This is a genomic window from Bacillus sp. FJAT-28004, from assembly GCF_001280845.1.
Lineage (GTDB): Bacteria > Bacillota > Bacilli > Paenibacillales > Paenibacillaceae > Pristimantibacillus.
Genome location: NZ_LGHP01000001.1, coordinates 3,561,440 through 3,587,115 on the forward strand (window position 1 = coordinate 3,561,440; position 25,676 = coordinate 3,587,115).

23 protein-coding genes are annotated in these 25,676 nt (G+C 46.9%); 7 read left to right on the forward strand and 16 right to left on the reverse strand.

Features of this window, described 5'->3' with window-relative positions; all coding sequences use genetic code 11:
* From AC787_RS15445 to AC787_RS15475, 7 genes are all read right to left on the reverse strand, one after another.
* Complete coding sequence (locus AC787_RS15445; RefSeq protein WP_054025593.1) at nucleotides 1-429, reverse strand: SRPBCC family protein; 429 nt, start codon at nucleotides 427-429, stop codon at nucleotides 1-3.
* Between the two features lie 98 nt (nucleotides 430-527).
* Nucleotides 528-1,751 (reverse strand): amidohydrolase family protein, encoded by a 1,224-nt coding sequence (locus tag AC787_RS15450; protein WP_082360990.1) that lies wholly within the window; start codon nucleotides 1,749-1,751, stop codon nucleotides 528-530.
* 28 nt (nucleotides 1,752-1,779) lie between these two features.
* Nucleotides 1,780-2,496, reverse strand: a complete 717-nt coding sequence (locus tag AC787_RS15455; protein ID WP_200930714.1) for an ABC transporter ATP-binding protein — start codon at nucleotides 2,494-2,496, stop codon at nucleotides 1,780-1,782.
* Entirely contained in the window at nucleotides 2,483-4,312 is a 1,830-nt protein-coding gene (locus AC787_RS15460) for an ABC transporter permease subunit (protein WP_054025594.1), read from the reverse strand. The genes AC787_RS15455 and AC787_RS15460 overlap by 14 nt, the downstream gene beginning before the upstream one ends.
* A gap of 25 nt (nucleotides 4,313-4,337) precedes the next feature.
* Nucleotides 4,338-5,219, reverse strand: a complete 882-nt coding sequence (locus tag AC787_RS15465; protein WP_054025595.1) for a branched-chain amino acid ABC transporter permease — start codon at nucleotides 5,217-5,219, stop codon at nucleotides 4,338-4,340.
* 27 nt (nucleotides 5,220-5,246) lie between these two features.
* The gene (locus AC787_RS15470; protein WP_054025596.1) at nucleotides 5,247-6,491 is read right to left on the reverse strand and encodes an ABC transporter substrate-binding protein; all 1,245 of its coding nucleotides are present in this window, start codon (nucleotides 6,489-6,491) and stop codon (nucleotides 5,247-5,249) included.
* 84 nt (nucleotides 6,492-6,575) lie between these two features.
* Nucleotides 6,576-7,814, reverse strand: a complete 1,239-nt coding sequence (locus AC787_RS15475; protein WP_054025597.1) for an amidohydrolase family protein — start codon at nucleotides 7,812-7,814, stop codon at nucleotides 6,576-6,578.
* Nucleotides 7,815-8,073: 259 nt separating this feature from the next.
* Between AC787_RS15475 and AC787_RS15480 the strand changes: the two genes are divergently transcribed.
* Nucleotides 8,074-9,744: a PucR family transcriptional regulator gene (locus AC787_RS15480; protein WP_054025598.1), complete on the forward strand. Its 1,671-nt coding sequence runs from the start codon at nucleotides 8,074-8,076 to the stop codon at nucleotides 9,742-9,744.
* 64 nt (nucleotides 9,745-9,808) lie between these two features.
* On the opposite strand, the gene hxlB is transcribed toward AC787_RS15480, so the two are convergent.
* The 3 genes from hxlB to AC787_RS15495 all read right to left on the reverse strand — a co-directional run bounded on the left by hxlB (nucleotide 9,809) and on the right by AC787_RS15495 (nucleotide 11,475).
* The gene (gene hxlB, locus AC787_RS15485) at nucleotides 9,809-10,366 is read right to left on the reverse strand and encodes a 6-phospho-3-hexuloisomerase (RefSeq protein WP_054027087.1); all 558 of its coding nucleotides are present in this window, start codon (nucleotides 10,364-10,366) and stop codon (nucleotides 9,809-9,811) included.
* An 8-nt stretch (nucleotides 10,367-10,374) separates the two neighbouring features.
* On the reverse strand, nucleotides 10,375-11,007 hold the full coding sequence (gene hxlA, locus AC787_RS15490; protein WP_054025599.1) for a 3-hexulose-6-phosphate synthase: 633 nt from the start codon (nucleotides 11,005-11,007) through the stop codon (nucleotides 10,375-10,377).
* A 132-nt stretch (nucleotides 11,008-11,139) separates the two neighbouring features.
* Entirely contained in the window at nucleotides 11,140-11,475 is a 336-nt protein-coding gene (locus tag AC787_RS15495) for a winged helix-turn-helix transcriptional regulator (RefSeq protein ID WP_054025600.1), read from the reverse strand.
* Between the two features lie 271 nt (nucleotides 11,476-11,746).
* Between AC787_RS15495 and AC787_RS15500 the strand changes: the two genes are divergently transcribed.
* From AC787_RS15500 to AC787_RS15515, 4 genes are all read left to right on the forward strand, one after another.
* On the forward strand, nucleotides 11,747-12,466 hold the full coding sequence (locus AC787_RS15500) for a 3-ketoacyl-ACP reductase (protein WP_054025601.1): 720 nt from the start codon (nucleotides 11,747-11,749) through the stop codon (nucleotides 12,464-12,466).
* Nucleotides 12,467-12,571: 105 nt separating this feature from the next.
* Nucleotides 12,572-13,603 (forward strand): LLM class flavin-dependent oxidoreductase, encoded by a 1,032-nt coding sequence (locus AC787_RS15505; protein WP_054025602.1) that lies wholly within the window; start codon nucleotides 12,572-12,574, stop codon nucleotides 13,601-13,603.
* Nucleotides 13,604-13,758: 155 nt separating this feature from the next.
* The gene (locus AC787_RS15510) at nucleotides 13,759-15,909 is read left to right on the forward strand and encodes a YhgE/Pip domain-containing protein (protein ID WP_054025603.1); all 2,151 of its coding nucleotides are present in this window, start codon (nucleotides 13,759-13,761) and stop codon (nucleotides 15,907-15,909) included.
* An 81-nt stretch (nucleotides 15,910-15,990) separates the two neighbouring features.
* Nucleotides 15,991-16,557: a beta-class carbonic anhydrase gene (locus AC787_RS15515; protein WP_054025604.1), complete on the forward strand. Its 567-nt coding sequence runs from the start codon at nucleotides 15,991-15,993 to the stop codon at nucleotides 16,555-16,557.
* A gap of 168 nt (nucleotides 16,558-16,725) precedes the next feature.
* On the opposite strand, the gene AC787_RS15520 is transcribed toward AC787_RS15515, so the two are convergent.
* The 4 genes from AC787_RS15520 to AC787_RS15535 form a co-directional block, all read right to left on the reverse strand.
* Nucleotides 16,726-17,208: a GyrI-like domain-containing protein gene (locus AC787_RS15520; protein ID WP_054025605.1), complete on the reverse strand. Its 483-nt coding sequence runs from the start codon at nucleotides 17,206-17,208 to the stop codon at nucleotides 16,726-16,728.
* A 64-nt stretch (nucleotides 17,209-17,272) separates the two neighbouring features.
* Nucleotides 17,273-18,211, reverse strand: a complete 939-nt coding sequence (locus tag AC787_RS15525) for a helix-turn-helix transcriptional regulator (protein ID WP_054025606.1) — start codon at nucleotides 18,209-18,211, stop codon at nucleotides 17,273-17,275.
* Between the two features lie 29 nt (nucleotides 18,212-18,240).
* Nucleotides 18,241-19,050, reverse strand: a complete 810-nt coding sequence (locus AC787_RS15530) for a GNAT family N-acetyltransferase (protein ID WP_054025607.1) — start codon at nucleotides 19,048-19,050, stop codon at nucleotides 18,241-18,243.
* A 197-nt stretch (nucleotides 19,051-19,247) separates the two neighbouring features.
* Complete coding sequence (locus tag AC787_RS15535) at nucleotides 19,248-20,153, reverse strand: NAD(P)/FAD-dependent oxidoreductase (RefSeq protein ID WP_054025608.1); 906 nt, start codon at nucleotides 20,151-20,153, stop codon at nucleotides 19,248-19,250.
* Nucleotides 20,154-20,378: 225 nt separating this feature from the next.
* Here AC787_RS15535 and AC787_RS15540 point away from each other — a divergent pair, with 225 nt between their 5' ends.
* Nucleotides 20,379-21,347: an MraY family glycosyltransferase gene (locus AC787_RS15540; protein WP_414730950.1), complete on the forward strand. Its 969-nt coding sequence runs from the start codon at nucleotides 20,379-20,381 to the stop codon at nucleotides 21,345-21,347.
* A gap of 111 nt (nucleotides 21,348-21,458) precedes the next feature.
* Here the strand turns inward: AC787_RS15540 and AC787_RS15545 are convergent, their stop codons facing one another.
* Both AC787_RS15545 and AC787_RS15550 read right to left on the reverse strand, forming a co-directional pair.
* Entirely contained in the window at nucleotides 21,459-21,842 is a 384-nt protein-coding gene (locus AC787_RS15545; protein ID WP_054025609.1) for a VOC family protein, read from the reverse strand.
* 169 nt (nucleotides 21,843-22,011) lie between these two features.
* Nucleotides 22,012-23,253: a PD40 domain-containing protein gene (locus AC787_RS15550; protein ID WP_054025610.1), complete on the reverse strand. Its 1,242-nt coding sequence runs from the start codon at nucleotides 23,251-23,253 to the stop codon at nucleotides 22,012-22,014.
* Between the two features lie 303 nt (nucleotides 23,254-23,556).
* Between AC787_RS15550 and AC787_RS15560 the strand changes: the two genes are divergently transcribed.
* Entirely contained in the window at nucleotides 23,557-25,635 is a 2,079-nt protein-coding gene (locus AC787_RS15560) for an acyltransferase family protein (protein ID WP_054025612.1), read from the forward strand.
* The last annotated feature ends 41 nt before the right edge of the window (nucleotides 25,636-25,676 follow it).

The following is a 25,676-nucleotide window of genomic DNA, read 5'->3' on the forward strand; positions in this document are numbered from 1 at the left end:
TTAGGCCTCTACATACTTGCTTAGATTTTGAACAAGACCGATCCAGCCACCAGACATTCTACCATGAACCTCCTCATGCGACTGTCCGAATTCCGTAACCTTATTCACATCCCAGCCGGAGTGAATAAGTGTACACTCCGTTTTGCCTTGCAAATCAGTCAATTCGAAGGTCAACGACCAATCCTTGCCCCATTCAAAAGTAAGGCATGTCGGCGGTTCAAGTACGGTTACTTTACAAGGAGAATTGCCGAAAGGTCCTGCTTCCAAATGAAACTCATAGCCCAACTCAGCTCGAAAATTATTCGGCATAAACCAGGCTGCGATGCCCTCAGATGTTGCGACTGCATCCCATACTTTCTGAATCGGCGCGTTAAGAACCAGCGTTTGTCTAATATCAGGCAGCGTGCCCTGCTTATTGTTGTTTTCCATTATATGACCTCCATAAGGTGTATTTTTGCATATTATTTTCGACATTACGAAACCATTTGGTTTCGTAATGAGATTATATGACACCTTTTGGTTTCGTGTCAAATAAGTAAACCGAAACAATCGCTAGTATATCCATTTGCCGATCCCTTAAGCCTCTGCTCCGCCCATTTGCCGCCAACCAGCTTCCCATTAGAGAAAGTCGCGGTACGAGCCGGAGCATATGCAAGCGCATGTTTCGCATTCAAAGCAGCCACTAGCATAAAGCTAGCAGGGTCGCCCTCCTTCGGTTCTAGCGTCCCAGCGGAAATAAGCGGATAGGTTTGCAGCAGCTCATCATCAAGTATCCAGCCGAATTTTTCTGCCAGCTTGGCGCCTCTTGCAAGCAAATCACCGTTACCGAAAGGACTCCAAGCATCAAGAATATTGTCAGAACCGACATGAACGCGGACGCCTTCCACAACCAGCTGATCAACGCGCGGCATTGGTCTATCGAGCGGAACACTCGTAATGATCGCCACGTCATTTGACCTCAACTGCTGGGCAAGCTCTTTGGACTCTGCTTCGGTCACTTGCCCCAAGCAATACGCATGGCTGACAGCCGTTCTTCCGCGTTTATCCGCTTGTGCTGTCAATTCGGCGAAGCGGCTAATCGTATACAAGCCCAAGTGACCTGGATCATGCAAGTGAAGATCTACGCCGGCATTAAATTCAGCGCTGAGCTCAAATATAGCCTCAAGACTTCGATCAACCTTGCGATCCAGTCCCGCTGGATCGACACCCCCGACGTATTCGGCACCTGCACGCATGGCCTCCTTCATTACTTGCAAAGAATCTGATCGAAGCAGTCCCTGCTGCGGGAAAGCGACGATCTCCATTTCCATGACCCCGCGGTACTCTTCTCGAACTTGAAGCACATCCTCCAAATGCGAGATACCGAGCTCTGGATCAACGTCCACATGCGTCCGAATTTTGGTGGTACCATGGCTGAGTAGCAGATCGATAAGCCGACGCGCACGCTCTGCTGCCGTAGTCGGAAGCGAAGCAAGCATCGACTTCTCAAACGATAATTGCCCAGGCAATGTTATGAAAGGCTGCAGCGGTTTCCACGGCTCACCCAAAAAATGTTTGTCCAGATGAATATGCATATCCGTTGTCGCCGGCAAGTATTGCAGGCCTTCAGCATCCCTTACGCCATCTGTATTCACGCCCGCAGAATCACTACTGCTTGCCGTTATTTTTGAAATAATACCCTTCTGTAAATCTAGCGTAATATCAAATAAACGATCATTAATAAGAACTCGATTTAGTTGTGTGATGCTCATTTCTGTCACCCTCTGCCTCTTTATTTCGTTAGTGTGCGCCCAAATATGCTTTTATCATACGATCATCATGCAGCAATACGGAGGACGAGCCATGCATTGCTATACTCCCATTATCTACAACATAACCGCGCTTCGCAATCGATAGCGCCTTATGTGCCATCTGCTCAACAAGCAGAATCGATGTACCATCATCAGCCAATGCTTTTATGGTGGCGAAGATTTCATTCACAATGATAGGCGCGAGCCCAAGTGAAGGCTCATCGAGCAGCAATAGCTTAGGCTTGCTGATCATAGCTCTCGATAACACAAGCATCTGCTGCTCACCGCCACTTAGTGTGTAAGCAAGCTGATTCCTCCGCTCAAATAGCCGAGGAAACCGCTCAAATACAAGATCCAGCTCCTTTTCAAACTGAGGTTTTGATACGGAGCCAATTTTCCTCTTGAGCCCCATTCGCAGGTTTTCAGCAACTGATAACGTACCAAACACTTCGCGGCCCTCCGGCACAAGTGACACACCAAGGTTTGATGTTCGGTTCGCAGATAGAAAGGTAATCGGCGTTCCGTCCAGCTCAATTACACCTGCATGTGGGCGAACAAGCCCAAGCACCGATTGCAGCAGCGTTGTTTTACCAGCACCGTTAGAGCCGATAACCGCTACAATCTCGCCTTCATTTAGCTCTACGTCAATTCCTTTTAACGCGTGAATGGCACCGTATCGAACGTCTAATCCTTTAATGCTCAGCACTGACAGCAACCTCCTCTCCGCCTAAATAAGCTTGAATAACGCGGGGATCGCTTAGCATTTGCTCTGGCTGGCCAGTTCCGATAATTTTGCCAAAATCAAGCACAGTAACCGTATCGGATACGCGCTGTACAAAGTCCATATGATGCTCAATTAAAATGACCGTCATCCCATATTTAACAAGCTTGCGCAGCAGCTGCTCCAGCTGCTCAATCTCAGCGGTAGTCATTCCTGCTGCCGGCTCATCCAGCAAAAGCAGGCTTGGCGCTGTAGCTAAAGCACGCGCAATTTCCACCATCCGCTGATGACCGTACGGCAGCTGACTTGCTGGCATTTGCCGATCACCCGCGTAGCCAATAAGGTCCAATAGTGCATGCGAGCGCTCCTCCATTCGCCTTTCTGCTCGAAGCTGCTTTGGCGATCGTATAAGCGACGATGCTAGGCTGCTGCGCTCCCGCTTCATCATGCCGGTCATGACGTTCTCGAGCACTGTCAGCTCCTTGAATAACCGAGAATGCTGAAATGTTCGGGCAATGCCAAGTTCCGCAACGGCAGATAATGAACGAGGAATAAGCTTCTCCCCATGTAGGCTAAACGAGCCTTGATCAGAGGCGTACAATCCTGAAATTACGTTAAGCAGCGTCGTTTTACCTGCTCCGTTCGGACCGACCAGCGAATGAATTGTACCGGAGGTTACCGAAAGGCTCACATCCTTCAATGCATGCAGTCCGCCAAAATGTTTATTGATGCCTTCAAGAACAAGCATTTGCTTATTTCTTGCCCGAAGCGCTGCCGCAAACAGTTCGATTTCCTCAGCTGATTTCCCTGATGACATCCTTTCCCCTTCACCCGCAAGCTTGCCCTTGCGCGGCGCCAACCAGCCAGCAATCGTACCGACAATGCCTTTTGGCAGAAAAAATAGAACCGCGAACATAATACCGCCGTATAGAGCCATCCGAAGCTTCTCCATATCGAGCACCTCTGGCAAAAACACGATAATAATCGCTCCTATAACAGGTCCCAGCACTCTGCCCGCTCCGCCCAAAATAACGATTAGAACCAATTGAACAGAAGTCTGAAAATGGTATGTGTCCGGACTAATAAAGCTATTGGTATGTGCGTATATAGCACCTGATAAACCAGCGAGCACGGAGCTGATCGCAAACCCAGCGTATTGAACCGCAAACTTGCGAATACCAAGCGATGCTGCGGCAATTTCATTTTCCTTCGTTGCAATCATTGCCCTTCCCCATGAAGATCGGCGTAAATTACGAGCGAGCAGCAGTACAACTACACATACAGCAAGTACGAATAAATACATCCCTTTCAGATCGAAAATATAATCGGCGACTTGCGGCTTCGCAATACCAGAAATGCCTAGCGGCCCGCCTGAGAAGGCATCCCAACGAATGAGCACCTCATGTATGACGACACCGAAGGCGATTGTAATCATCGATAAATAAACGCCTCCCGCTCTGATGGTTGGAATGGCGATCAAGCTGCCAATGAGTAGGGATACCAGCATACCGATCAGCACCACCGTCCAGAACGACAAGCCATATTTTGTACTAAGAAAGGAAGACATGTAAGCGCCAATTGCCATCAAGCCCGCATGACCGATGGAGACGATACCGCAATAGCCAATTAAAATATTCATGCCTGTGCATGTGATAACGAAAATTCCGATCATAAACATTAGGTTAAGGTAATACGTATCGACCATCCAAGGCCCTGCGGCAAGCAGCCCTATGGCTGCAATACCGACAATCCACACGGCTGCAGCGCGGTAACTAAAACTTTTTCCTGTAAGTTGATTCAACTGCGCACCTCCTGACGGTTCGAAATTACACTTTCACGATCGTTTTGCGAGCATTGAACAAGCCCATAGGCTTCCAATACAACACTAGAATAACTAATCCATAAACAAACATTTCTCGGAACGCCGTCGAAATGTATTGCCCGATGAAAGCTTCAGAAATACCCAACATGAGTCCGGCTGCAACAATGCCCTTCGGATTATTAACACCCGCTAGAATAGCTACAGAAATGGCCTTAAGTCCCAGCGGCAGCCCGATATCGACAGAAACCGCATAATTGGTAGACATTAAAGCTCCTCCGATGCCTGCCAGCAGGCCGCTCAGCACATAAGCAACCGCAACAATTTTATTGCTGCTCACACCCATGATTTCGACTGCTGTCCGATTGTCTGCAGTCGCTCGAAGCCATAAGCCCCAATGTGATTTCTTATAAAACAAAATCAACAACAGCAGCAGGATACCTACGACCGGCAGAAAAATAAATTCCTTCCAGTAGATGCCTGCGCCAAATATACGAAGCATCTCATCACCTACCGGAGAAGGGGTTACCCCTTCATCCGGACCGTTAATGTAGAGGGAAACATCTTGAATGATAATGCCTACCGCTATCGTGCTGAGCACCCACTCGATCGAATTCGCGCCTTTGTCGAACTTGCGGATCGCAAGTCTCTCAATGCCTAGATTCAGCAGACCTACGATAAGTGCAGCAAGTACGAAGGAGATGAAGAAAGGGAGATGCAGAAGCTCGGCAAAGCCGTACATAAGCACTCCGCCAAGCATGACCAGCTGACCCTGCGACATATTCAGTGTTCCATTCACCACAAACGTCAAGCTGTAACCAAGCGCGATCAAGGCATATAGACATCCAACCGAGAGCCCGCTAATCATGAGCTGGAGTATAAGCGACATGTCCATCCCTCTTTCCTATTTAATGACTTACTGCTTATCTGCAATAACGAGTTTTCCGTCCTTCCACACACACATCAGATAAGAATTCACATCTACTGCATCATGATTTTCAGATGTGAACGCCTGCTCCCAATCTTTAATAACACCGCTGTAAGCACCAAGATTTGTCTCCAGCGTATTCTTGATAGCCTCGCGATCCTTCTTCAAATCACCAGTCAAGCCAACCTTCTCAATAGCTTGAAAAATCATCATAGCTCCATCATAACCTTGCGCAGCCGATGCGAAAGTCGTCGGGATATGGCCAAACTTAGCTGTGAAGTCCGCCAAAAACACCTTTGCCGTCTCGCGAGTTTGTTCCACATTAAAGTTTGCCGTTTGGATCGCGTACGTTCCTTCTGCCAGCTCCTTGCCAACCTCTTGAGCTCCTTTATTCGCCATGCCGTTCTCGCCTACAATCGGTACCTTCCAGCCAAGCTTATCCATTGCTTGCAGAACATACCCATTAGCTGCCCCTTGGCCGAACAAGTAAATCACTTCTGCTCCCGCTTGCTTCGCACGATTAACTTGTGCCGTCATATCTTTATCCTTCGCATTGTCAAAGGACTCGACTGCCACGGGCTTCAATCCTTCCGATTCCAGCACCTTGGTCATCGCTGCTGCGGCACCTTTACCGTAACCGCCATTCTCGTGCAATACCGCGATATTTGTCGTATTAAAATGTTCTTTGATAAATTTGAGCGCATATTGCGCCGTTATGTTAGCGTTCATCCGTACGCCAAATGTCCAAGGCATGCCGGACTCCACGGATGCAGGGACATTCGAAGTTGCAACCATGAACGGGAACTTCTCCTCCATAATGATCGGCGATTGTGCCAGCATAACGGTACTATGGAAACCGCCGATTGCAGCAAGCACTTTCTCCTTCTGGCTAAAATCACGAATGATGCTGATACCGCGTGTTGGGTTTTGCTCCGTATCGCGTACGACGAGCTCAACAAGGCGTCCATTGATGCCGCCTTTCGCATTGATCTGATCAACCGCTACTTGAACGCCTTGATAAAGGTTAACCGAGTTCATCGCGTTATCGCCTGTCGCTTCCGTCGACATTCCGATTAAAATCGGCTCCTTGCTCCCCGCTGCTTCATTTCCAGCAGGTGCTCCCGCTGCCTCTGATTCCTTTCCATTTCCCCCAGCGCCGCATGCAGCCAGCACCCACATCATGACAACAACCAGCAATCCTAACGTCCATTTATTGCTTGTAAGCTTCCTCATCCGAAAACACACTCCTCTATATTGGTTTTTAATAATATAAGAATTTATTTCGCATCCGAAGGACGGCAAAGCCGTTTACGGTTCTTACATACCTTGCAAGCTGCTCGTGACTCGGGTTTCCGCCACCTTAACACCGCGTTTCCACACCGTTCTGTGCTCCGGCTTATCCAGTAGAATATCCCGTTCGGTCGGTACCGCAAATAACACCATATCCGCTTGTGAACCCAGCCGCAGTCCATAGCTCTTAATCCCAAGCGCCCTTGCGGCCCCTTCCGTCAGCATTTTAATCAGTTGACGAGCATCACTTTCACCGCCCATATATGCGGTTACCGCAAGCAGCCATGCGGTTTCAAGTGGATCGGCTTTACCGAACGGGGTAAATGGATTGCGTACATTGTTAACGCCGACCACAACATTCACGCCCTTCTCTAGCAGCAAACTTATCGGCGTAAGCCCGCGCCGCTGCTTCTCCTGATCACCTCGGCCGTTGATAAACAAATCGGTAGCCGGCAGGCTCATAATATGAAGATCTGCTTCCTTGATCAGCTCTGCAACAGGTTCCGCCTGCCTGCGTTCCAGCGAACCTAACGAGGTTACATGTCCTGCGGAGACAAGTCCTTGCATCCCTGCTGCAATCGTTCTGCCAGCAATATCAGAAATGGCAAGCTGCTCAGGGTTATCAGAGAAATCAGCGTGGAAATCGATCGGCTTGCCGTATTTCTCCGCCAGCTCGAAGACAAACTGCAGATGCGCTTCAAGATTAGCGTCCTGATACGTAATGCCGCCTACCACGTCGCCTCCGGACCGCATCGCTTCATCCATGAGCTCAGCCGTACCTGGACTTTTGAATATTCCCTCCTGAGGAAACACGACAATTTGTATATCAAGCGCATGCTTTACCTTTTCCTTCAGCTCAAGCCCAGCCTCAAAGGCAGTCAAACCAAGGATAGGATCAACCTCCGCATGACAGCGCATATGAGTGACCCCGCTGCGAATCGCTTCGCGAATAACAGCAAGCGAACGAGCCTCCATATCTGTACGAGTGAAGCCATGCTTCATATCAGCAGTCATTCGAATCGCATCAGATAAAGAGGCTGCTTCCTGAGCCATCCGCGAGAGCAGATAAGCTTTCTCAAGATGAATATGCGGCTCCACAAAACCCGGCAGCAGCATCCCGCCAGCAGCGTGCTCTATTAGATGCGCATCTGGTACAAACTCACCTCCACTCGGAGCTATGTACTCGATCTTTCCCTGCCGAATCCCAATATCCATGAGCCTTATTTCATTCTGTAAACGTACCTGCATAAGGAGTAAATCGAGCAATGCCCTCACCTCTGTTTATGACTATTCATGTGGATGATGAGACGAGTCTTATGAAGAGGCTCACCCATCGTTCATGTTATGTTATTTAACATTGAATCCCTTGAAAAGAGCATACCCTTCTCTCATATGAACTGTCATTGTTCGATTGATCCAAAAATTTGTCTTTATTTTAGATCAAACATCCAGCATACTCTTTACATCATCATAAATTGATGTTAGTTTTTATATCATAAAATAAAACAAAGAAGGATGGATGAGGGTGCTGCTCGAGCAATTGCTGTCCAATGCTATATTTTCCAATTCACAGGTCATTGCAGGCCATAGCGGCTTATCACGTGTCGTTCAAACCGTAAATATTATGGATGCCCCTGATATCATCCATTTCTTGAGACCCGGTGAGCTGCTGCTTACGAACGGCTACTTCATGAAGGAGAAGCCTGAAACGCTGCTTAATCTTATGACGATGATGAATCAATTGAAATGCTCCGGTCTGGCGGTGAAAACGAGACGTTTTGCACTCGACATCCCCCAAGAGGTCAAGGACGAGGCTGATCGTATTCAGTTTCCGATTATCGAAATCTCTTCGGTCGAGCATTCACTCGGAGAAATCTTGCAGCGCTCGACCAGCGTTATTTTAGATAATAAAAATGATGAACTGCAGCACTCCCTCACAGTCCACAAACAATTTGCTTCAATGATCATGAAAGGAAACGGAATTCCCGAGATCATAACCGCTCTAACGCAGCTGCTTTGCTCGCCTGTACTGCTGCTTAGCAGCAAGCTGCAGGTTACTGCACACTCCCATCACTTCAAGCAAACGAGGATGCTGCCGCTCATATCAGCTGCCCAAGACGTTCTAAGCAATCTACCTTCACTGCAAACCGCAGTGCATCACTGCTTGCTCGATCCCGCATTACACGAATATCGCCATGTAGCGATTTATCCGATATCCACCTATAGGCATGAGGGTTATTTGATTGCATTCCAGCCTAAACAGGCTTCTTCCAACCAGCATGACTTAACGCTAGAACAGGCTTCTAATGTCATTGGTATGGAAATGTCGAAGCGTCAGGCGGTGAAGGAACGCTCACGTCGGTACAAAAATGAATTTTTCTCCGATTTAATTGATGGTTTCATCGGCTCCGAGCATGAGGCTCTGCATCGTGGCAAGAAATACGGTCTAAAGCAAAAAGGAAAATATCTCCTCTTAGCCGCGCGGAAAGACGAGCAGACTGGCTCGCGAGAGGACATAACAAATAACGCTGCATCTTTATTCGATGAGCGTCTAATTTCTGAGCGGGATGTACAATATGAGCTGATTAAGCGCCATTTTTCTTTGCTGGGTGAAGTATTCGTCATGTTTACCAAAAATGATTTGTTCGGCATGCTCTGTTTCATTCAAGAGACCGAATGGGAGGAAAGCGTGTTTCTAAAGCATCTGTCTGCTATGAGCTCTCAGCTCTTTGAGCAATCCCAGCTTAGCATCTCGCTTGGCATCGGCAACCCTGTGACTAACGTACTCGACATTGGACTCTCTTATAACGAGGCAGTCAAAGCGCTGCAAATCGGCTATCAAATGAAAAAAACGAGGTTTATTCAGTCTTATCAATCCAAGGATATCAGCTATCTCTTCCGGATGATTCCAGATGATGAGCTGAAGCAATTTTATGCGGAAACGTTTCAGTGCTTCTCTTCTATTGAAGAGACCGAGCAAAAGGAGCTGATGCGAACGCTGAATAATTACTATGATACCCAGTGCCAGCTCGTCGAAACGGCTAAACGGCTCTTTGTGCACCGCAATACTGTTATTTATCGTTTAGACAAATGTGAGAAGCTGATGGGCATAAAGCTCAAAGATCCATTGGAGAGCCTTCGCTTCCGGATCGCCTTCGCTATCGAGCCCTTATTACGAATAGATCCTAGTCGTTAGAAATACAAAAAGGGACGATCACCGGCCAAATTAAACCGAAGTGAACGTCCCTTCTACACCATTGTTATTCTAAATTAGCATGATTGCCATACATCGCCTGACCGCTTAATGCCTGCTTCTCCATCAATCGCAAAATGATCGCATCACATACAATCAACAGCATCTGCTCAAATAATGAGCCCATCGGTTGAATCGTAGTCGCTTCATTCGCTGCTTGATCCTTCGGGGCGCCTGGCAGCTTCACGACAACATCAGCCAAAGTGCCGATTGTCGATGCTGGTGAGAGCGTTAATACACCTACCGCTGCTTCCAAGCTTTTCGCTTTTTCCGCCATCGGCACCAGCGATTTTGTCTCGCCGGAGCCAGAGCCAATCAGGAGCAGATCGCCTTTGCTTAGGCTGCGGGTAACCGTCTCGCCTACGACGTACACATCCAAGCCGAGATGCATAAGTCTCATCGCGAATGCCCGCATCATCAGTCCCGAGCGGCCTGCTCCTGCTACAAATATGCGTCCAGCCGAGCCAATAGCTTCAGAGAGAAGCTCCATTTGTTCCTCTGTAAGCTGATCTGAAGCTTGATTCAGCTCTTGTATGATGGCAGCTAGACTGTGTTGGTTAGGCATCATTCGAATTAACCTTGCTTAATCAATTGCTGCATTTCAGCAGCTGCTGCTTTGATGTCGGCTTGTCCTGTAATACCGCCGCCTACGATGATCAGATCAGGACCAACAGCGATAACCTCCGGTAATGTGCTCAGCTTAATACCGCCTGCAACAGCTACCTTCGCATTTTTGACTACTGCTTTTATCGTTCGCAAATCCTCAAAGGAGTTTTGACCTTCGGCTTGAAGATCATAGCCCGTATGAACACAGATATAATCAACGCCGAGTGCATCAACCTCAGCAGCACGCTCTGCCAAGTTTTTAACGGCAATCATATCGACCAATATTTGTTTTCCTTGTTTCTTAGCCTCATCGACCGCACCCTTGATGCTCGCATCCTCTGCTACACCAAGAATCGTTACGATATCCGCGCCAGCTTCGGAAGCTTTCATAACTTCATAGCCGCCCGCATCCATGATCTTCAAATCCGCAAGCACAGTCATGTTAGGAAAAGCATCCTTAAGCGCTTTGACCGCGTGCAAGCCTTCATTGATTACGATCGGGGTACCAATTTCTACTACATCAACAAAAGGCTCAACCTGCTTCACAACTTCGATAGCCCCTTGAATATCAACAAGATCCAATGCTAATTGCAATTTCATCTATTATTCACTCCTCATAGGTTTTGTTTGTTTAGCTTACAACGCCTATTGTAGAGAGTTACTGCTGAAAACAAAAGTACGCACTTTTATGTAACGTAGTACCCATATGGGAACTATAAGAATTCATTCCATTCATTTTTCGTGCAGCTGAGCTGTTCTTTCTTGGTGCTGCTCGCCCCATTGCGACATGACGTTCAGCAGCTCCTTTACAGTTAGACCGTACTCTGTTAATGAATACTCTACCTTAGGCGGCACCTGCGTATAAACCTTGCGATCGATGATCGCATCATCCTCTAATTCTCGCAGCTGCTGCGTAAGCATTTTTTGCGTTATGGCCGGCATCTCCCGTTTTAGCTCGCCAAATCGATGTGTTCCATCGGTTAAATGACAAAGAATAACTGGCTTCCATTTTCCGCCTATGACTTTCAAGGTCAACTCTACTGTTTCTTTAAAATGCTGATCTCCCAAAACATACGACTCCTTTCGTCAAAACATATTACGAACCTACAAATGTAAACGATGATCCGTCTAATTGGCTGAATATCACATAATTGCAGTCATAAGAAAGAAACGTCATCATCATTTTGACCTATTTTCAAATAAAAAGTTGCTACTTGCAATTCGTAGAATATAACTCAATAATAAAACACAACGTAGTAAATTCCTTATTAAGAGGATATCATATCTATGCCGCTTCATACGAATCAATCAATCTACATGGAATAGAGGAGAGATAAACATGGAATTAAAAAATAGATCAGCTATCATCACAGGCGCAGGAAAAGGCATCGGCAAAGCAATTGCCACTTCGCTAGCAGCAGAAGGCGTCAACCTAGGGATTATTGCTCGCACGAGCGCTGACCTAGAAACATTACAAGCCTCGCTTTCAAGCACTTACGGGGTGAAAGTGTTCATTGCAACCGCCGATGTGGCTGTTAAATCCGAGGTCGATCAAGCCATTGCGACACTCAAAGAGAGCCTAGGCTCCATCGATATTCTAATCAACAATGCAGGTATTGGAACATTCGGCACATTGCTGGAGATGGATCACGAGCAATGGGAGCGCATCATCCAAACGAATGTTTTGGGAACCTACTATGTGACTCGCGCAGCACTTCCGACCATGCTTGAGCAAAGCGGCGGAAGCATCATTAATATTGCTTCTACGGCTGGCGAACGCGGTTTTGCAACAGGCTCCGCTTACTGTGCTTCTAAATTTGCTGTAATGGGTATGACCGAGGCGCTTATGCAGGAAGTTCGTAAATCGAACATTCGTGTAACTGCCCTTACGCCAAGCACCGTCAACACAGAGCTTGCATCAAACGCAGGTTTAAAAATAGGCGACGAGGATCGTATGATGCAAGCTGAGGATATGGCTGAACTGGTTCTTGCAACCTTGAAACTGCCTGATCGCGTATTTATTAAAACGGCCGGCATTTGGACAACAAATCCGCAATAATAGACCTAACATACTGCCCCACGCCTTTGCTGGCGTTGGGGTTTTACGTATTATATCCGTGCAGAAGCTACCCCGCTGTGCATTTCTTGGGAGGTAAAAGCTACGATGACAAAACATAACATTCCCTTTTCGATATTAGATCTAGCTCCGATCGTTACTGGAAGCACGCCGGCTCATTCCTTTCACAACACGCTTGATCTGGCCCAGAACGCTGAAAAATGGGGCTACAACCGATTCTGGCTAGCCGAACACCATAATATGCCCGGAATCGCCAGCTCTGCAACTTCGGTTGTTATTGGCTACGTAGCTGCTGGAACAGAAAAAATCCGCGTGGGCTCCGGCGGCATTATGCTTCCGAATCATGCGCCGCTCGTCATAGCCGAGCAATTCGGCACGCTCGAGTCTATGTATCCTGGCCGTATCGATCTCGGGCTCGGAAGAGCGCCGGGCTCCGATCAGGTTGCAGCCCGTGCGCTGCGCCGCGGACTTGGCAACAATGGCGAGGATTTCCCTGAACAATTGAATGAGCTTCGCCATTATTTCAATCCGAGCACTGAATCACGTGGCGTCTTGCCACGTGCTGTTCCCGGCGAGGGTCTAGATGTTCCGATCTGGCTGCTTGGCTCCAGCGGCTTTAGCGCGCAGCTTGCCGGTCACCACGGCCTTCCGTTTGCTTTTGCCAGCCATTTTGCGCCGGATTTTCTCCTACCCGCATTGAAGCTGTATCGCGATAACTTCCGTCCATCAGAAGCGCTTGATAAGCCTTATGCCATGGTTGGTCTGAATGTCATTGTCGCAGATTCGGACGAAGCAGCCAAATTCCTCGCCACCTCTCAGGAGCAAGCATTCCTGAACCTGATACGAGGACGTATGGGACAGCTGAACCCGCCAGTTGACAGCATGGATGGCCTATGGAATGAGCAGGAGAAAATGATCGTTCAAAAGCAGCTTAGCTTTACCGTTGCCGGCACAAAAGCAACCGTAAAGGACAAGCTAAACTCCCTTATCGAGCAGACTGGCGCCGACGAGCTCATTGTCGTCAGCCAAGTTTATGATCATGCAGCGCGTCTTCGCTCCTTCGAGCTTCTCGCTGAAATATTTAATGAAAGCCATACCGCTTCCGACGAGGCGCGTTAATCATGCAAAGAGCAGCATCCAAAGGCGTAAACCGCCTGGGATGCTGCTTTTTCTATGCTTTCCTGCATGCCTACTGGAACACTGCGACAATTCCGTGGTGTAGTTTTGGGCTTATTCAGCAATACTAAGTAAATCATTGTTGAGGGTGTGAGAACATGGGGCCTATATTCGCTATTTACGCCAAAGATCTTCGCAGCATTTTCAGGAACAGCGCAGCTGCCATCGTAATTGTCGGGCTCGCTTTTTTGCCGTCTTTGTATGCATGGTTCAACATTAAAGCGTCCTGGGATCCATACGGCCAGACGAGCTCTCTAGCCATTGCCGTCGTGAACAACGATGAAGGCGCCGAGCTGCGTGGCACACCCATTAAAGTCGGGGACGAAATTATAGCTTCCTTGAAGGAAAATAAAAAAATCGGCTGGGTGTTCGTTGAGAACAAGCAAGCCATTGAAGGCGTTAAGCATGGCGACTATTATGCCAGCATCACGATTCCAGCCGATTTCTCTGCCAAAATGGCTACGGTATTATCAAACAATTTACAACAAGCAGAGCTCGACTATGCCGTAAATGAGAAGATCAACGCCGTATCGCCAAAAATTGCCCAGAAGGGCGCGAGCGGCATTATTGAGCAGGTTCGCGCAAGCTTTGTCAAAACCGCAAACGAAACGATTTTTCGTATATTCAATCAAATTGGCATCGAGCTTGAAGAGAACAAACCCGCAATTGAACAGGTTCGCAGTACCGTATTCAAATTGGAATCGTTATTCCCCCAAATCAATGAAGCCGTTGCACTAGCGGTTACCGATGTTGAGAAATCGAAGAAAATCGTCGCAACCGTTCAAAAGGAGCTGCCTAAAGCTGCTCAGCTCGCGAAGGACGGTGAAGCATTCTCAAAGCAGCTCGGTACTTTTTTTGATCAAAGTTCGTCGGCGCTTGACACGGCTGGCCCGCTCATTAAGCAGGATTTGCAGCTGCTGCTGCAAACAGCCAACGCTATGGATGAGCTTGTCGGCATATTACAAGATACAACCATAGATCCTGAAGTCGTGAAAACGAGCTTGGAGCTTGCAGAACAGCGTCTGGCGAGCGCAATCATCGTAACTGACGGGATGCTGGATCTGCTTGATCGCTTGAATGATTTGGCCCCAAGCAAAGCACTTGTGTCAACAATAGATCGACTAGAGCAGGTAAACACAAGGTTTCAGCAGCAGCTCACTATTGTTAAACAAATTCATACGGCTATCGAAAAAGGAGAAAAGCCTGCTCAAACCCTTATCGATCGCCTAAGCACCCTATCCAAAGAAACCTCATCCTTCTTAACGGATGTGCTGCGCCGATATGATAGTGAAATTTTACCGCATATTAAACAAGCAGCGGACAAAGCGAAGAAAGCAGCAGCAACAGCGGAGTCCGTATTAGCGGAGGCAAACAAGACGATTCCGAGTGCTGCATTAATCGTAAGCGATGCGGCTAAGGGACTTGAGCTTGGTGGGAAAGAGCTCACGAAAATTCAAAAAAACTTACCCGTAGCCGAGCAAAGGATCAAAGGACTCGCTCAGCGCATTCGCGATCTAGAGAAGGAAGGGAATCTGAACGAGCTCGTCGATTTGCTCAAAAATGATGCCGAGCGCGAGGGTGCTTTTTTCGCGGAGCCGGTCATACTCAAGGAGAATCGTTTATTCCCGATACCGAATTATGGATCAGCCATGTCCCCTTTTTTCACAACACTGTCCCTATGGGTTGGTGCGCTTCTACTCGTTTCGCTGCTTAGTGTAGACGTTCATCCAGCAGAAACCGCGTACCGCAGCTATCACATTTATTTCGGGCGGTACCTGACTTTCCTTACGATTGCTATCGTGCAATCACTGCTTGTTACGGTCGGCGATATATGGCTGCTTAAGGCGTATGTCGCTAATAAATTATGGTTTATTCTGTTTGGCGTTATTTTGAGCGCAGTGTTCATGCTGATTGTATATACACTTGTATCTGTATTCGGCAATGTCGGCAAGGCGATGGCTATCGTCCTGCTCGTGCTTCAGCTTGCTGGATCAGGCGGTACGTTCCCCATTCAAGTAACACCGCCGTTTTTTCAAGCGATTCACCCCTTCTTGCCTTTCACCTACGCGATCAGCATGATGCGGGAAGCGGTAGGCGGCATTTTATGGGATATCGTTGCCCGGGATTTAATAGCTCTTGCCATTTTCGCTGGCGCTGCACTGTTGGTTGGTCTAGCCCTCAAGAAATGGATTAACCGATATTCTACCAAAATGCTGGAAAAAGCGAAGCTGAGCGGATTAATTCACTAGAACAATATTTGACTAGTCCCCTTTTTCTATGAATAATAAAAAATATACAATAGAAAATCGTACTGGGTTGGAGGGAATTATATGTCCATGGTTCCGCAAATATTGGAGTTTAATAAAAAGTTTGTTGAAGAAAAGCATTATGAAGCGTATTTGACCGACAAATTTCCCGATAAGAAGATTGCTGTCCTTACTTGTATGGACACTAGGCTCGTAGAGCTTTTGCCAAAAGCATTGAATTTAAAAAATGGCGACGCTAAATTTATTAAAAATGCTGGCGCCATTCTGACTCAGCCATTCGGAAGCGCGATGCGCAGCATCTTGATCGCCGTATACGAGCTTGGCGCACGCGAAGTTTTCGTCATCGGCCATCATGGCTGCGGTATGACAAATCTCGATACAGAAGGCATGGTTAGCAAATTTCAAGAGTATGGAATCGATCCTCTGGCCATTGAAACGCTCGAGAATTCAGGCATACGTATGGAGAAATTTTTGCGGGGCTTTGCAAGTTCTGAAGAAGGCGTCATGCACAGCGTCAAATTGATTCGTAAGCACCCTCTCTTCCCTAAAGCCATTCCGGTTCATGGATTTATCCTCGACCCCGAGACGGGCGCTCTGGAGCTTCTTGTTCAGGATTATCAGGGGGAGTAGTTCGCCTGTTAGCCTAATCAATTACCCTTACACTGCAGTTTCTGCAATAGAATGACTTGTCGCACTTATCTTCTTAACTTACACTGCAATTTCTGCAACGTGCGTACGTAAAGCATGCCAAAAACGGTTGTCCACATGGCTGAATAAGCCCATGAAGACAACCGTTTTTTATTTTACCGCAATATAAATGTCTACCTCTGCATTCGCAGGGTCAAAAGTTCGACCGTCATACAGCTCGTAATCACCGCAATACGTACGCTCAATGGATGAATGCTCGAAAAAAGACCAAATCTCACCCCACGCTTGCGCTACGACCTCATACACGGGACCCTTCTTCGTCTTGAAAACCATAAACTTAGCCTCCGGAATCGTCACCTGCTCTAATCCATCCGGCAGCTCAGCTTCTGCATTAGTCCGCTCATGTCCAATTAACACCGTGTATGCACCACTTGCATCACTTTCGTATTCGGTATACAGCGCATAGATCAGATGGCCATTACTCACCTGTGCTCGGTCAGCGATACCGCTGGCGAAATAAGAATCCCATAGCCCAGGCAAACGTCCATTTGCTCCCGCTTCCTCGGCATTCGTCGTACGTGTCGTTACCCCTATAAGTGCAACTGCTGGTTTCTCTACGATTTGTTCATTCATCTGCTTTCCCCATTTCCTTGGTTTGACTCTTATTTTACCTAAGGAAACTGGACAGCTGTCTGTCTTAGTTCTTGTAACGATTAACAATATTTTGGGCTCGCAAAATAATTTGCTCCACGAGAGCTTCCGGCTGCTCCACCTTTACCTGATCACCATAGCTTAGCAGCATCCCATAAAACCATTCGTCTACTGTATGCTTGCCTTCCACACGCAAGCATCCGTCCTCCATGACAGTGACTTGATCCGGATGGAAGGCATCTCCAACACGATGGCGCACCTGCGGCTGGAATATAAGAGTTACGATCGTATCGGCATTTTGCGACCATTCCGCATCCCATGCGTAACCGTCTAGCGAAGGTGTCTGGCGGCGCTCAAATCGCTCCAGCAACAGATTCAGCTTCTGGATGCGCGATAAACGAAATACTCGAAACTGCTCGCGAAGCGTACAATAAGCCTGTAAGTACCATATGTTCCCTTTCAAAATCAGCGCATATGGCTCTATCACTCTCTCTGTCTCGGAGCCGTTCATGTTAATATAGCTAAGCTCCACTTTCCGCGTCTTTTCAATAGCCTGTTTGAACAAGTTTACCTTGTCACGCGCTGCTGGTCCCTGCCCCCATGGGTTCAAATCAAAAACCAAGCTGTCTCCATGGCGATCATCCTCGAGCTTATCTGATTTACGCAGCAATGCTTTGACTTTCTCATGCAAACCAGCATAGGTCGCATCGTCTAACGCGGTACCTATGCCTTTTACGGCTGCAATAAGAGATGATATTTCGGCTAATGTTAAATAATGACGAGACAGGGTGTATTGCTCCATGATCTCGAACCCGCCCGTTGTACCTTGGTGGGCCAATACGGGAATGCCCGATTGGCTTAGCGTATCCATGTCGCGGTAGATTGTTTTTGTTGATACTTCAAAACGGTCAGCCAGCTCCTTGGCGCTGATTCTTCCCCGGTTAAGCAGCAGTACGGTCATCGCCAATAAACGATCAATCTTCAAGTCATTTCCTACTTTCTGAGCTTTTGCTTCTACCTAAATCTAATTTCAGCAATCGGTCCACTCTCGACAAAACCTATATTTTGATAGACTTTGTTAGAAGCAGGGTTTTTATTATCTGCATAAAGCATCGGCTCTCTGTTCTCTTCCTCCAAAATCTCGCAAAGCCCCGCTACAATAGCGCTGGCATAGCCATTTCTCCGAAGTACAGGCGGCGTATAAACCGCATTGATTCGTCCATGCCGCGGAGAACGATGAGCGATGTTAGCCATAGCTACCGGCAGCTCATCGACAGTCCAGAAGTATAGATTGCCTCTCATGACCATTCCCTCGGCAGCCGGAAGCTGACTAACAGGTATGACCGATGCCCCGTAAGCATCCTCCGAGAAGCCCGCCAGAAATTCCGCGACAAGCTCTACATGCTGGCGTGTGGCTTGAATCATTTTCCCCTTTACTTTAATGGGCTTATTCACCTTCGGGCATGAATAGGCTGTCATCATCATGTAAGCATGATATTGCAGCTGATTGGCCTCCGCATACCGCTTCGCGAATGGTTCTGCCGTAGACGGAGCTCCGCATATACCGGGCAAATCCGTTCCTTTGTAATAAGCAATAAGCTCTTGCATCAGCACTTCTCTTCGCTCGTCCGTCACATCATCCGATAACCATAACCAAGCGTTATGTCCAGGCGAGCCTGCAAAGAGCAGCCGTCCGTCAGACGTCTTCAAGCTTGTTGCGCCTTCTATTGCAGTAACCAAATGAATCAAATTATATTGCAGCTCATCTCGCATAAATGGAAATTGGTTTAACACATGATCATCTGGATGCAGTTTTTCTAGCATATGATCCCTCCTCCTCTTACTGATAATTAATACCCTCTATACTTTTAGAGCTGTCTAATTATTTCAGTCCAACACCAATACCCATAAAAAGTATTGATGTAACAAACACGACAATTGGATGATCCTAATTTTAGCAAAATTCAATCTTAATGGGTGGAATTTTATACGATTACGCTTCTATTGACGATCTTGTGCTGCTAAAATCCAAAATCCTGATGCGTCAAATCGGTATTGGCCCCGATTGCTGCTTTGCTGCCTTCACCGGCAGCGACAACAAGCTGCGCAGGTACAATGATGGAAGAATCGCCAGCCGCATATACGCCTCTTACACTCGTTCTACCGTAGTCGTCAGTAACGAAGCCGCCTGCCTGTGTCATCGCACAGCCTAGCGCTTCCCCGAAGTGAGCCGCTTGGTCCCATGATGGGGTAACAAAGCCGCCTGCGCGCGCCATCTCGGTATTATCCGCAAATACGATACGATGAAGGCGGCCATTCTCACCATGCAGAGCTTTAATCCTTTGCTGAGTCACCAGAATACCTCTTTGTCCTAACTGACCAATTTGCTGAGGACTAAGGCTGTTCGCTCCATTTGTACAAACGAGCACGTTTTTGCTCCAGTTAAACACTGTTTTTGCCAAATTGAAAATATTCGAGCCCTCCGAAATGACGACGAGCGGTTTATCGCGCAGCTCCCATCCATCGCAGTATGGACAGCTGAATAAGCTTCTCCCATAAAAGTCACGTATGCCAGGAATAGCAGGCAATGATTCCTTCAAACCTGCTGCCAAAATAAGCGTACGAGCTTGATAGATAACGCCGTTGCTTGTCATCAGTTGAAAGCCCGTTTCACTGCGCTGCACTTCCGTCACCTTGTCTGGCTTAATGGTGACCGAAGGATATTGGGCAATATCCACATGGGCTAATCGACGAAGCTCGCGCGGCTCGATGCCATCTCGTGTAATGAAGCCATGCGACTCATGCGTAACCGCGTTTCTAGGCTTATTGTGATCAAATACAATAACAACTCTACGCGATCTGCCAAGCACGAGCGCAGCATTTAAACCAGCAGGCCCGCCGCCGATGATAGCACAATCCAGCTTCATATCTATCACTCCTTTATAGTTGAACTATTAATAATCCGCTGCTTTTAAACAAATTATCGCTTATCTTTATTCAATTATCGCAGGAAGGATGCATCATGATTGTTTAATGGAGTACTCGCTGCAAGCCGCTTTTAAACATTAATATATTCTCACTTATGTAATCTCCAATCGACAATTTTCTTCACGAATTGTATAATTCTGTTGTTCCTTCATTAACTAACGGTGGTGACTATTATTTTATACGCATTCTCTTTGTTAGTTTCCTTTGCAATCGTTTATTTCTTAATTCCTCCGTTTGCAAAGCTAGCTTTTCGTCTTGATTTTGTGGACAAGCCCCGCAAGGATGTTGAGCGCAAGCTTCATCGGGAACCGATTCCACTCACGGCTAGTTATGTTATCTTCATCGGTTTTTTCTTTACCTATTTGCTTGTAACAAGAGATTTCTCCCTACAAACTGGCGCAATATTTTTAGGGGGCGTACTGCTGCTCTTCATCGGTACTGTTGATGATTGGTATAAGACAAAAGGCAAAGACTTTCCGTCTCTTCCTAAATTTATTGTACAAATATCAGCAGCTGTGCTCGTTTATGCCTCTGGCATAGCATTTACTGGCTTTTACAATCCGCTTTCAGGCGAATATGTGCTGCTTCCTGTTATTCTGCAATTTACACTTACGATTTTGTGGATTTTTGGTGTAACGACGGTCATTAACTTTTCGGATGGCATGGACGGGCTCGCTGGCGGACTATCGGCTATTTCTGCCGTTACGCTGTTCGTTGTAGCACTGGCAAAAGGGCAATCCAACTCCGCTATCATGGCCATTATTTTAGTAGGTGTCACGATTGCGTACTTGCGATATAACAAACCTCCCGCAAAAATCTTCATGGGCGATGCCGGAGCAACTTTTCTTGGGTTTATCCTGGCAGTTATTGCTCTGGATGGCGCGTTCAAACAAGCTACCTTGATGTCGTTGTTCATCCCCATTCTTGCGCTCGGCGTACCGATCTTCGATAATTTATTCGTCGTCGTGAAACGGATGCTGCAAGGAAAAGCGATCTATCAAGCAGATGCCAGCCAAGCGCATTACCGTCTTTTGCGGGCTGGACTTAATCATAAGCAGGTCGTCATGTTCCTTTGCCTAATCAGCACATGCTTATGCCTATCGTCTATCATTTTGCTGCTTGTTCAGATTTAACAAAATATGCCCTCAAGTGGATTCATTCACTTGAGGGCATACTTTTTCTTATATTCATTGGTTAGATGAAACATTTTCTGTGGTTTTGCAGTCTGATGATTAAGTGGGTGACTATTCCTTTTTCTCCATTACAGCAAAGTAATTTTCTTCATCATCTGCAAAGTTAAATACTCTACCGGAAGGCATCGTTATAATATCTCCGACTGTGACATTTTTATTTGACAAGTCACTATGTAATTGATCGAAATTTTCCGTAAAAAACATTAAAGATGGTGTACCGAGATTTAATCCAGGTGACATTTTAGCAACAAATTCCTTATTATGGAGAATGATCGTTGTATCTGCACCCTTTGTAGGAGCAATTTCAATCCATCGAAATCCTTGACCATTGTTTTCTTCAGAAATGACTTGAAAACCTACTTTTTCTGTCCAAAATTGTACTGCCGTATCTTGATTGTTTACATACAACATAATTTGGCCAACTTTACTAATCATTGCTCATTCCACTCCCTTGTATGACTAATTGCCAAACTCGAACTCGATGCTCATACTCCAGCTTGTCTCCACTACATCCCTATTTTATAGCATGTAGAGTATGTTATCAATTGAGCATATTTCCAAAAAAATCTATATGCTATGGTTTGCGTTATACGCATTTATGGACTCAATAGAACGTGATGACCTCAGGCCAGTCCCATTGCCCGTAGTAGGAATCTGCTTGGTCGATACTTTTAATCCATTCAACAACATGTCGTCCGTCTATGTCTGCCATGATTACACTTGCTGTTGTATGATCGTTCCTCACCCAAACTAGCTTCGAGTGAAGTACTACCGGGTTATAAGCACCTTGCTTTCGAGAGGGCTTTGTCATATGTTTTTGCATTCCATTGTTCAGTTCCACCCTCACTAAGTAAGGATAAGCTGGTGGATGCTGATCGTCTTCTTGTTTAGACTCCTTTGCTCTCGACACGATAATATGCTGCATATCCTGCCATGCAAATGCCTGATCAACGAAGCCTTTAGGCGTATATGCGGCCCCTTTTTCTGAGGTCACTTCCAGCACCTTTAGCTGTTTATTACGAGTAGCCTCACGCCCGATACCTGCTATGTAAGCAAGTCGGTTTCCGCTCTCTGCCCATGAGAACCACTGTGGATTATTCACCATCTCATCAAGTGTTCGAAAAACAACGCCGTCAGATGAAATCACACAGAGCATGTTGCTATCGGCGGACAATGATGCGGTTGGCTTAGCGAGGAAAGCGATACATCGACCATCAGCAGACCATTTGAATATACTAGTGCCTACCGCAAAAAAATCATCAGATGGTGCTGGCAGCACATGAACGGTTGTATAGGTACGAGGATCGTCCAATGTACCGAGAGGTATTTGATAAAGGCGGATCGGCGTCCATCCGTCCGGGAGCAGTTCTGACTGTGAAGAAGCAAAAAAACCTTTGCCATCTGGCAGCCATGAGAAATTATCAATTGCAGCGGCGGAACCTAGCGGCTTGTCCGGCATGCTCACGTCGACATACTGCAACCGATCCTTTGTTTGATACGCTAACAGCTTATCATTCGGTGCCCATTGAAAATATTTCCCAACATTCACAGCAACGAGACTGTTTTGGCCAGTTTGAAGCTGTAGTACCCATAGTTCTTGTTCTGCTTCTCCCAATGTATAAGCAAGCCATTTTCCATCAAATGACCACCTTGGATTACGCACAAGCGGTCCGCTAACCAGCTTTTTCTCTGCATTGCCTGCTTTTAACCAAAGGTCACCATTACGCACAAAAGCCGCCCTTAGCAGTTGCTCATGTCCCCCATTCGGCGCTGCAGCGATATCCGCTCCGCTCGACATCATGACCAGCACAAGCAACAAGGCGATCCAAACTTTTACGATTTTCATTTTGGGGAACCTCCTAAAAAAATACTTATGGTTACCGTTCCCTTTGGCGGTTGAATCATGCACCTATTATGTCTGAAACTTTTTAAGATTTTTGTTTCCAGTTTGATAACTATTTGTAACTGTTCTGTTACGAATTTTATTAGCTTTCGCCATATAATTGATTTACAACGATTTATCATCCAGAGGGGCTGAACATCATTTTTACCATCGGTATTATTCGTAATCATCGCTTTTCCCACCGTCTTCTTCTCATCGACCTTGCTGCAATTCTCCCCATTCGAATCAATATAGGAGGATTCCGCCATGCCTAAACCAATCGGCAACAGTAGTCGCTATATGCCGGGACTGGATGGCTTGCGCGCCATTGCTGTTCTTGCTGTCATCGCTTATCACTTGAATTTGCAATGGGTGCCAGGCGGACTGCTAGGGGTTACCATGTTTTTTGTCCTCTCTGGATATCTGATCACGGACATTTTGTTAAAACAGCTTAGTCAATCAAAAACATTAGATCTAAAAACTTTTTTCATTCGTCGTGCTAGGCGACTGCTACCTGCGATGTTCCTCATGATAGCTGTCGTTTCATTATGGCTATTGATTAGTGATACTGGTCGGTTATTGTCCCTAAAGGGGGATATCGGATCGGCATTGCTCTATATAAGCAATTGGTATCTTATTTTTCATGATGTTTCGTACTTTGAGAGCTTCGGCCCTGCTTCTCCGTTCGGTCATTTATGGTCGCTAGCCGTTGAAGAACAGTTTTATTTAATCTGGCCATTAGTGCTTTTAGCGGTTATTCGCTTCTCTCCGAAACGTGGCAAACTTGCTCTATGGACACTAGCCGCAGCGGCAGTATCTGCTGGTGCAATGACGCTGCTGTACCAGCCAGGCGCAGATCCGAGCCGAGTCTACTATGGAACGGACACAAGAGCTTTTGCCCTACTCATCGGCGCAGCGCTTGCTATCGTTTGGCCAAGTTGGAAGCTGTCAGCGACCCTATCCAAACGCAGTCGTATTGTTATGGATGCTGTAGGTACATTCGGTTTCGTCATCATTTTGGTTATGATTAATCAATCCAGCGAATATGATTCTTTTCTTTATCGCGGAGGCATGGTGCTTCTCTCTCTTGCTACTGCGGTTGTCGTCGCTGCGCTGGCACATCCTGCAAGTAAACTCGCAAATATAATCGGCAGCAAAGCTCTTGCTTGGGTAGGCGTCCGTTCCTACGGCATTTATTTGTATCATTATCCGATCATCGTGTTGACCACTCCAACCGCCGAGAGCGGTGAGCTGCATCTTGCAAGAGCACTCATTCAAGTGATCCTTACTTTTGCCCTTGCTGAGCTTTCTTGGCGGTTTATAGAGGAGCCTATAAGGCACGGTGCGCTTGGGAAAATATACTCCCTGTTTAAACGGCAAACCATTCAACGAATTCGCGTGCTTGGACTAAAAAAAGCGAGTACTTATCTCGCCGTGCTTGTGATTGTCTTCTCGAGCGTATCCTGCACGAGCAGTGTGAATTTGCAATCTGCCAGCGGTAATGGCAAGAACAATGAAACATCCGTAGTTACACCCGTCAAGCCGAATGATTCGGGGGAAACTACTCCTGACACAGAGCGCGAACCCGACAAGACCGGACAAAATGAGACAGTGAGCAACCCGAAGCCTACAGAACCAGAGAAACAAACCCCGCCGCAGGCGACGGAGCCACCCGATCAGTCTAAAACTCCCGCAGGCAGCAGACCTGATCAAACTGATCCATCTGTAATCGATCCGAAGCTGCCAAGCACTGGTACCGCCACTGACGTTGATAAGTCGAAACCTGTACCAACGGATACTGACAAACCAACCAGCAATAACCCTCAGGGAAGCAAAGATAACGAACCTGTACCAGGTAAAAAACCTGTTGCTCCTATCGACCAAAACAGCGTTACAGCTATCGGTGATTCCGTTCTGCTCGATGCCGGCCCCTTCTTGGAGAAGCTCGTTCCGGGTATCGTAATTGATGGTAAAATAGGAAGACAGTTTGGGCAGGCTTCTGCCGTTATCGAGGACTTGAAAAAAAATAATCAGCTTGGAAATACGGTTGTCATTCAGCTCGGAACGAACGGTGCTTTTACGACTAAACAGATGAATGGGCTGCTAAGTGCTTTAGGCACAGAGCGTCAAATTATTTTCATCAATACACGTGTTCCGCGCAAATGGCAAGATTCCGTAAACAAAATGCTCGCCGCAACAGCGAAAAAGTCAGCGAATGTTACCATCGTAGACTGGTATACAGCAAGCAAAGGGAAAAAGGACTTCTTTGCTGCCGATGGCGTGCATTTGAAAAAGCACGGAGCAGAGTTTTATGCAGACCTGCTCGTTGAAGCGATAGACATATAAGCATACAATGAAGAGTGCTTCGGAGGTATTATCACCTCTCA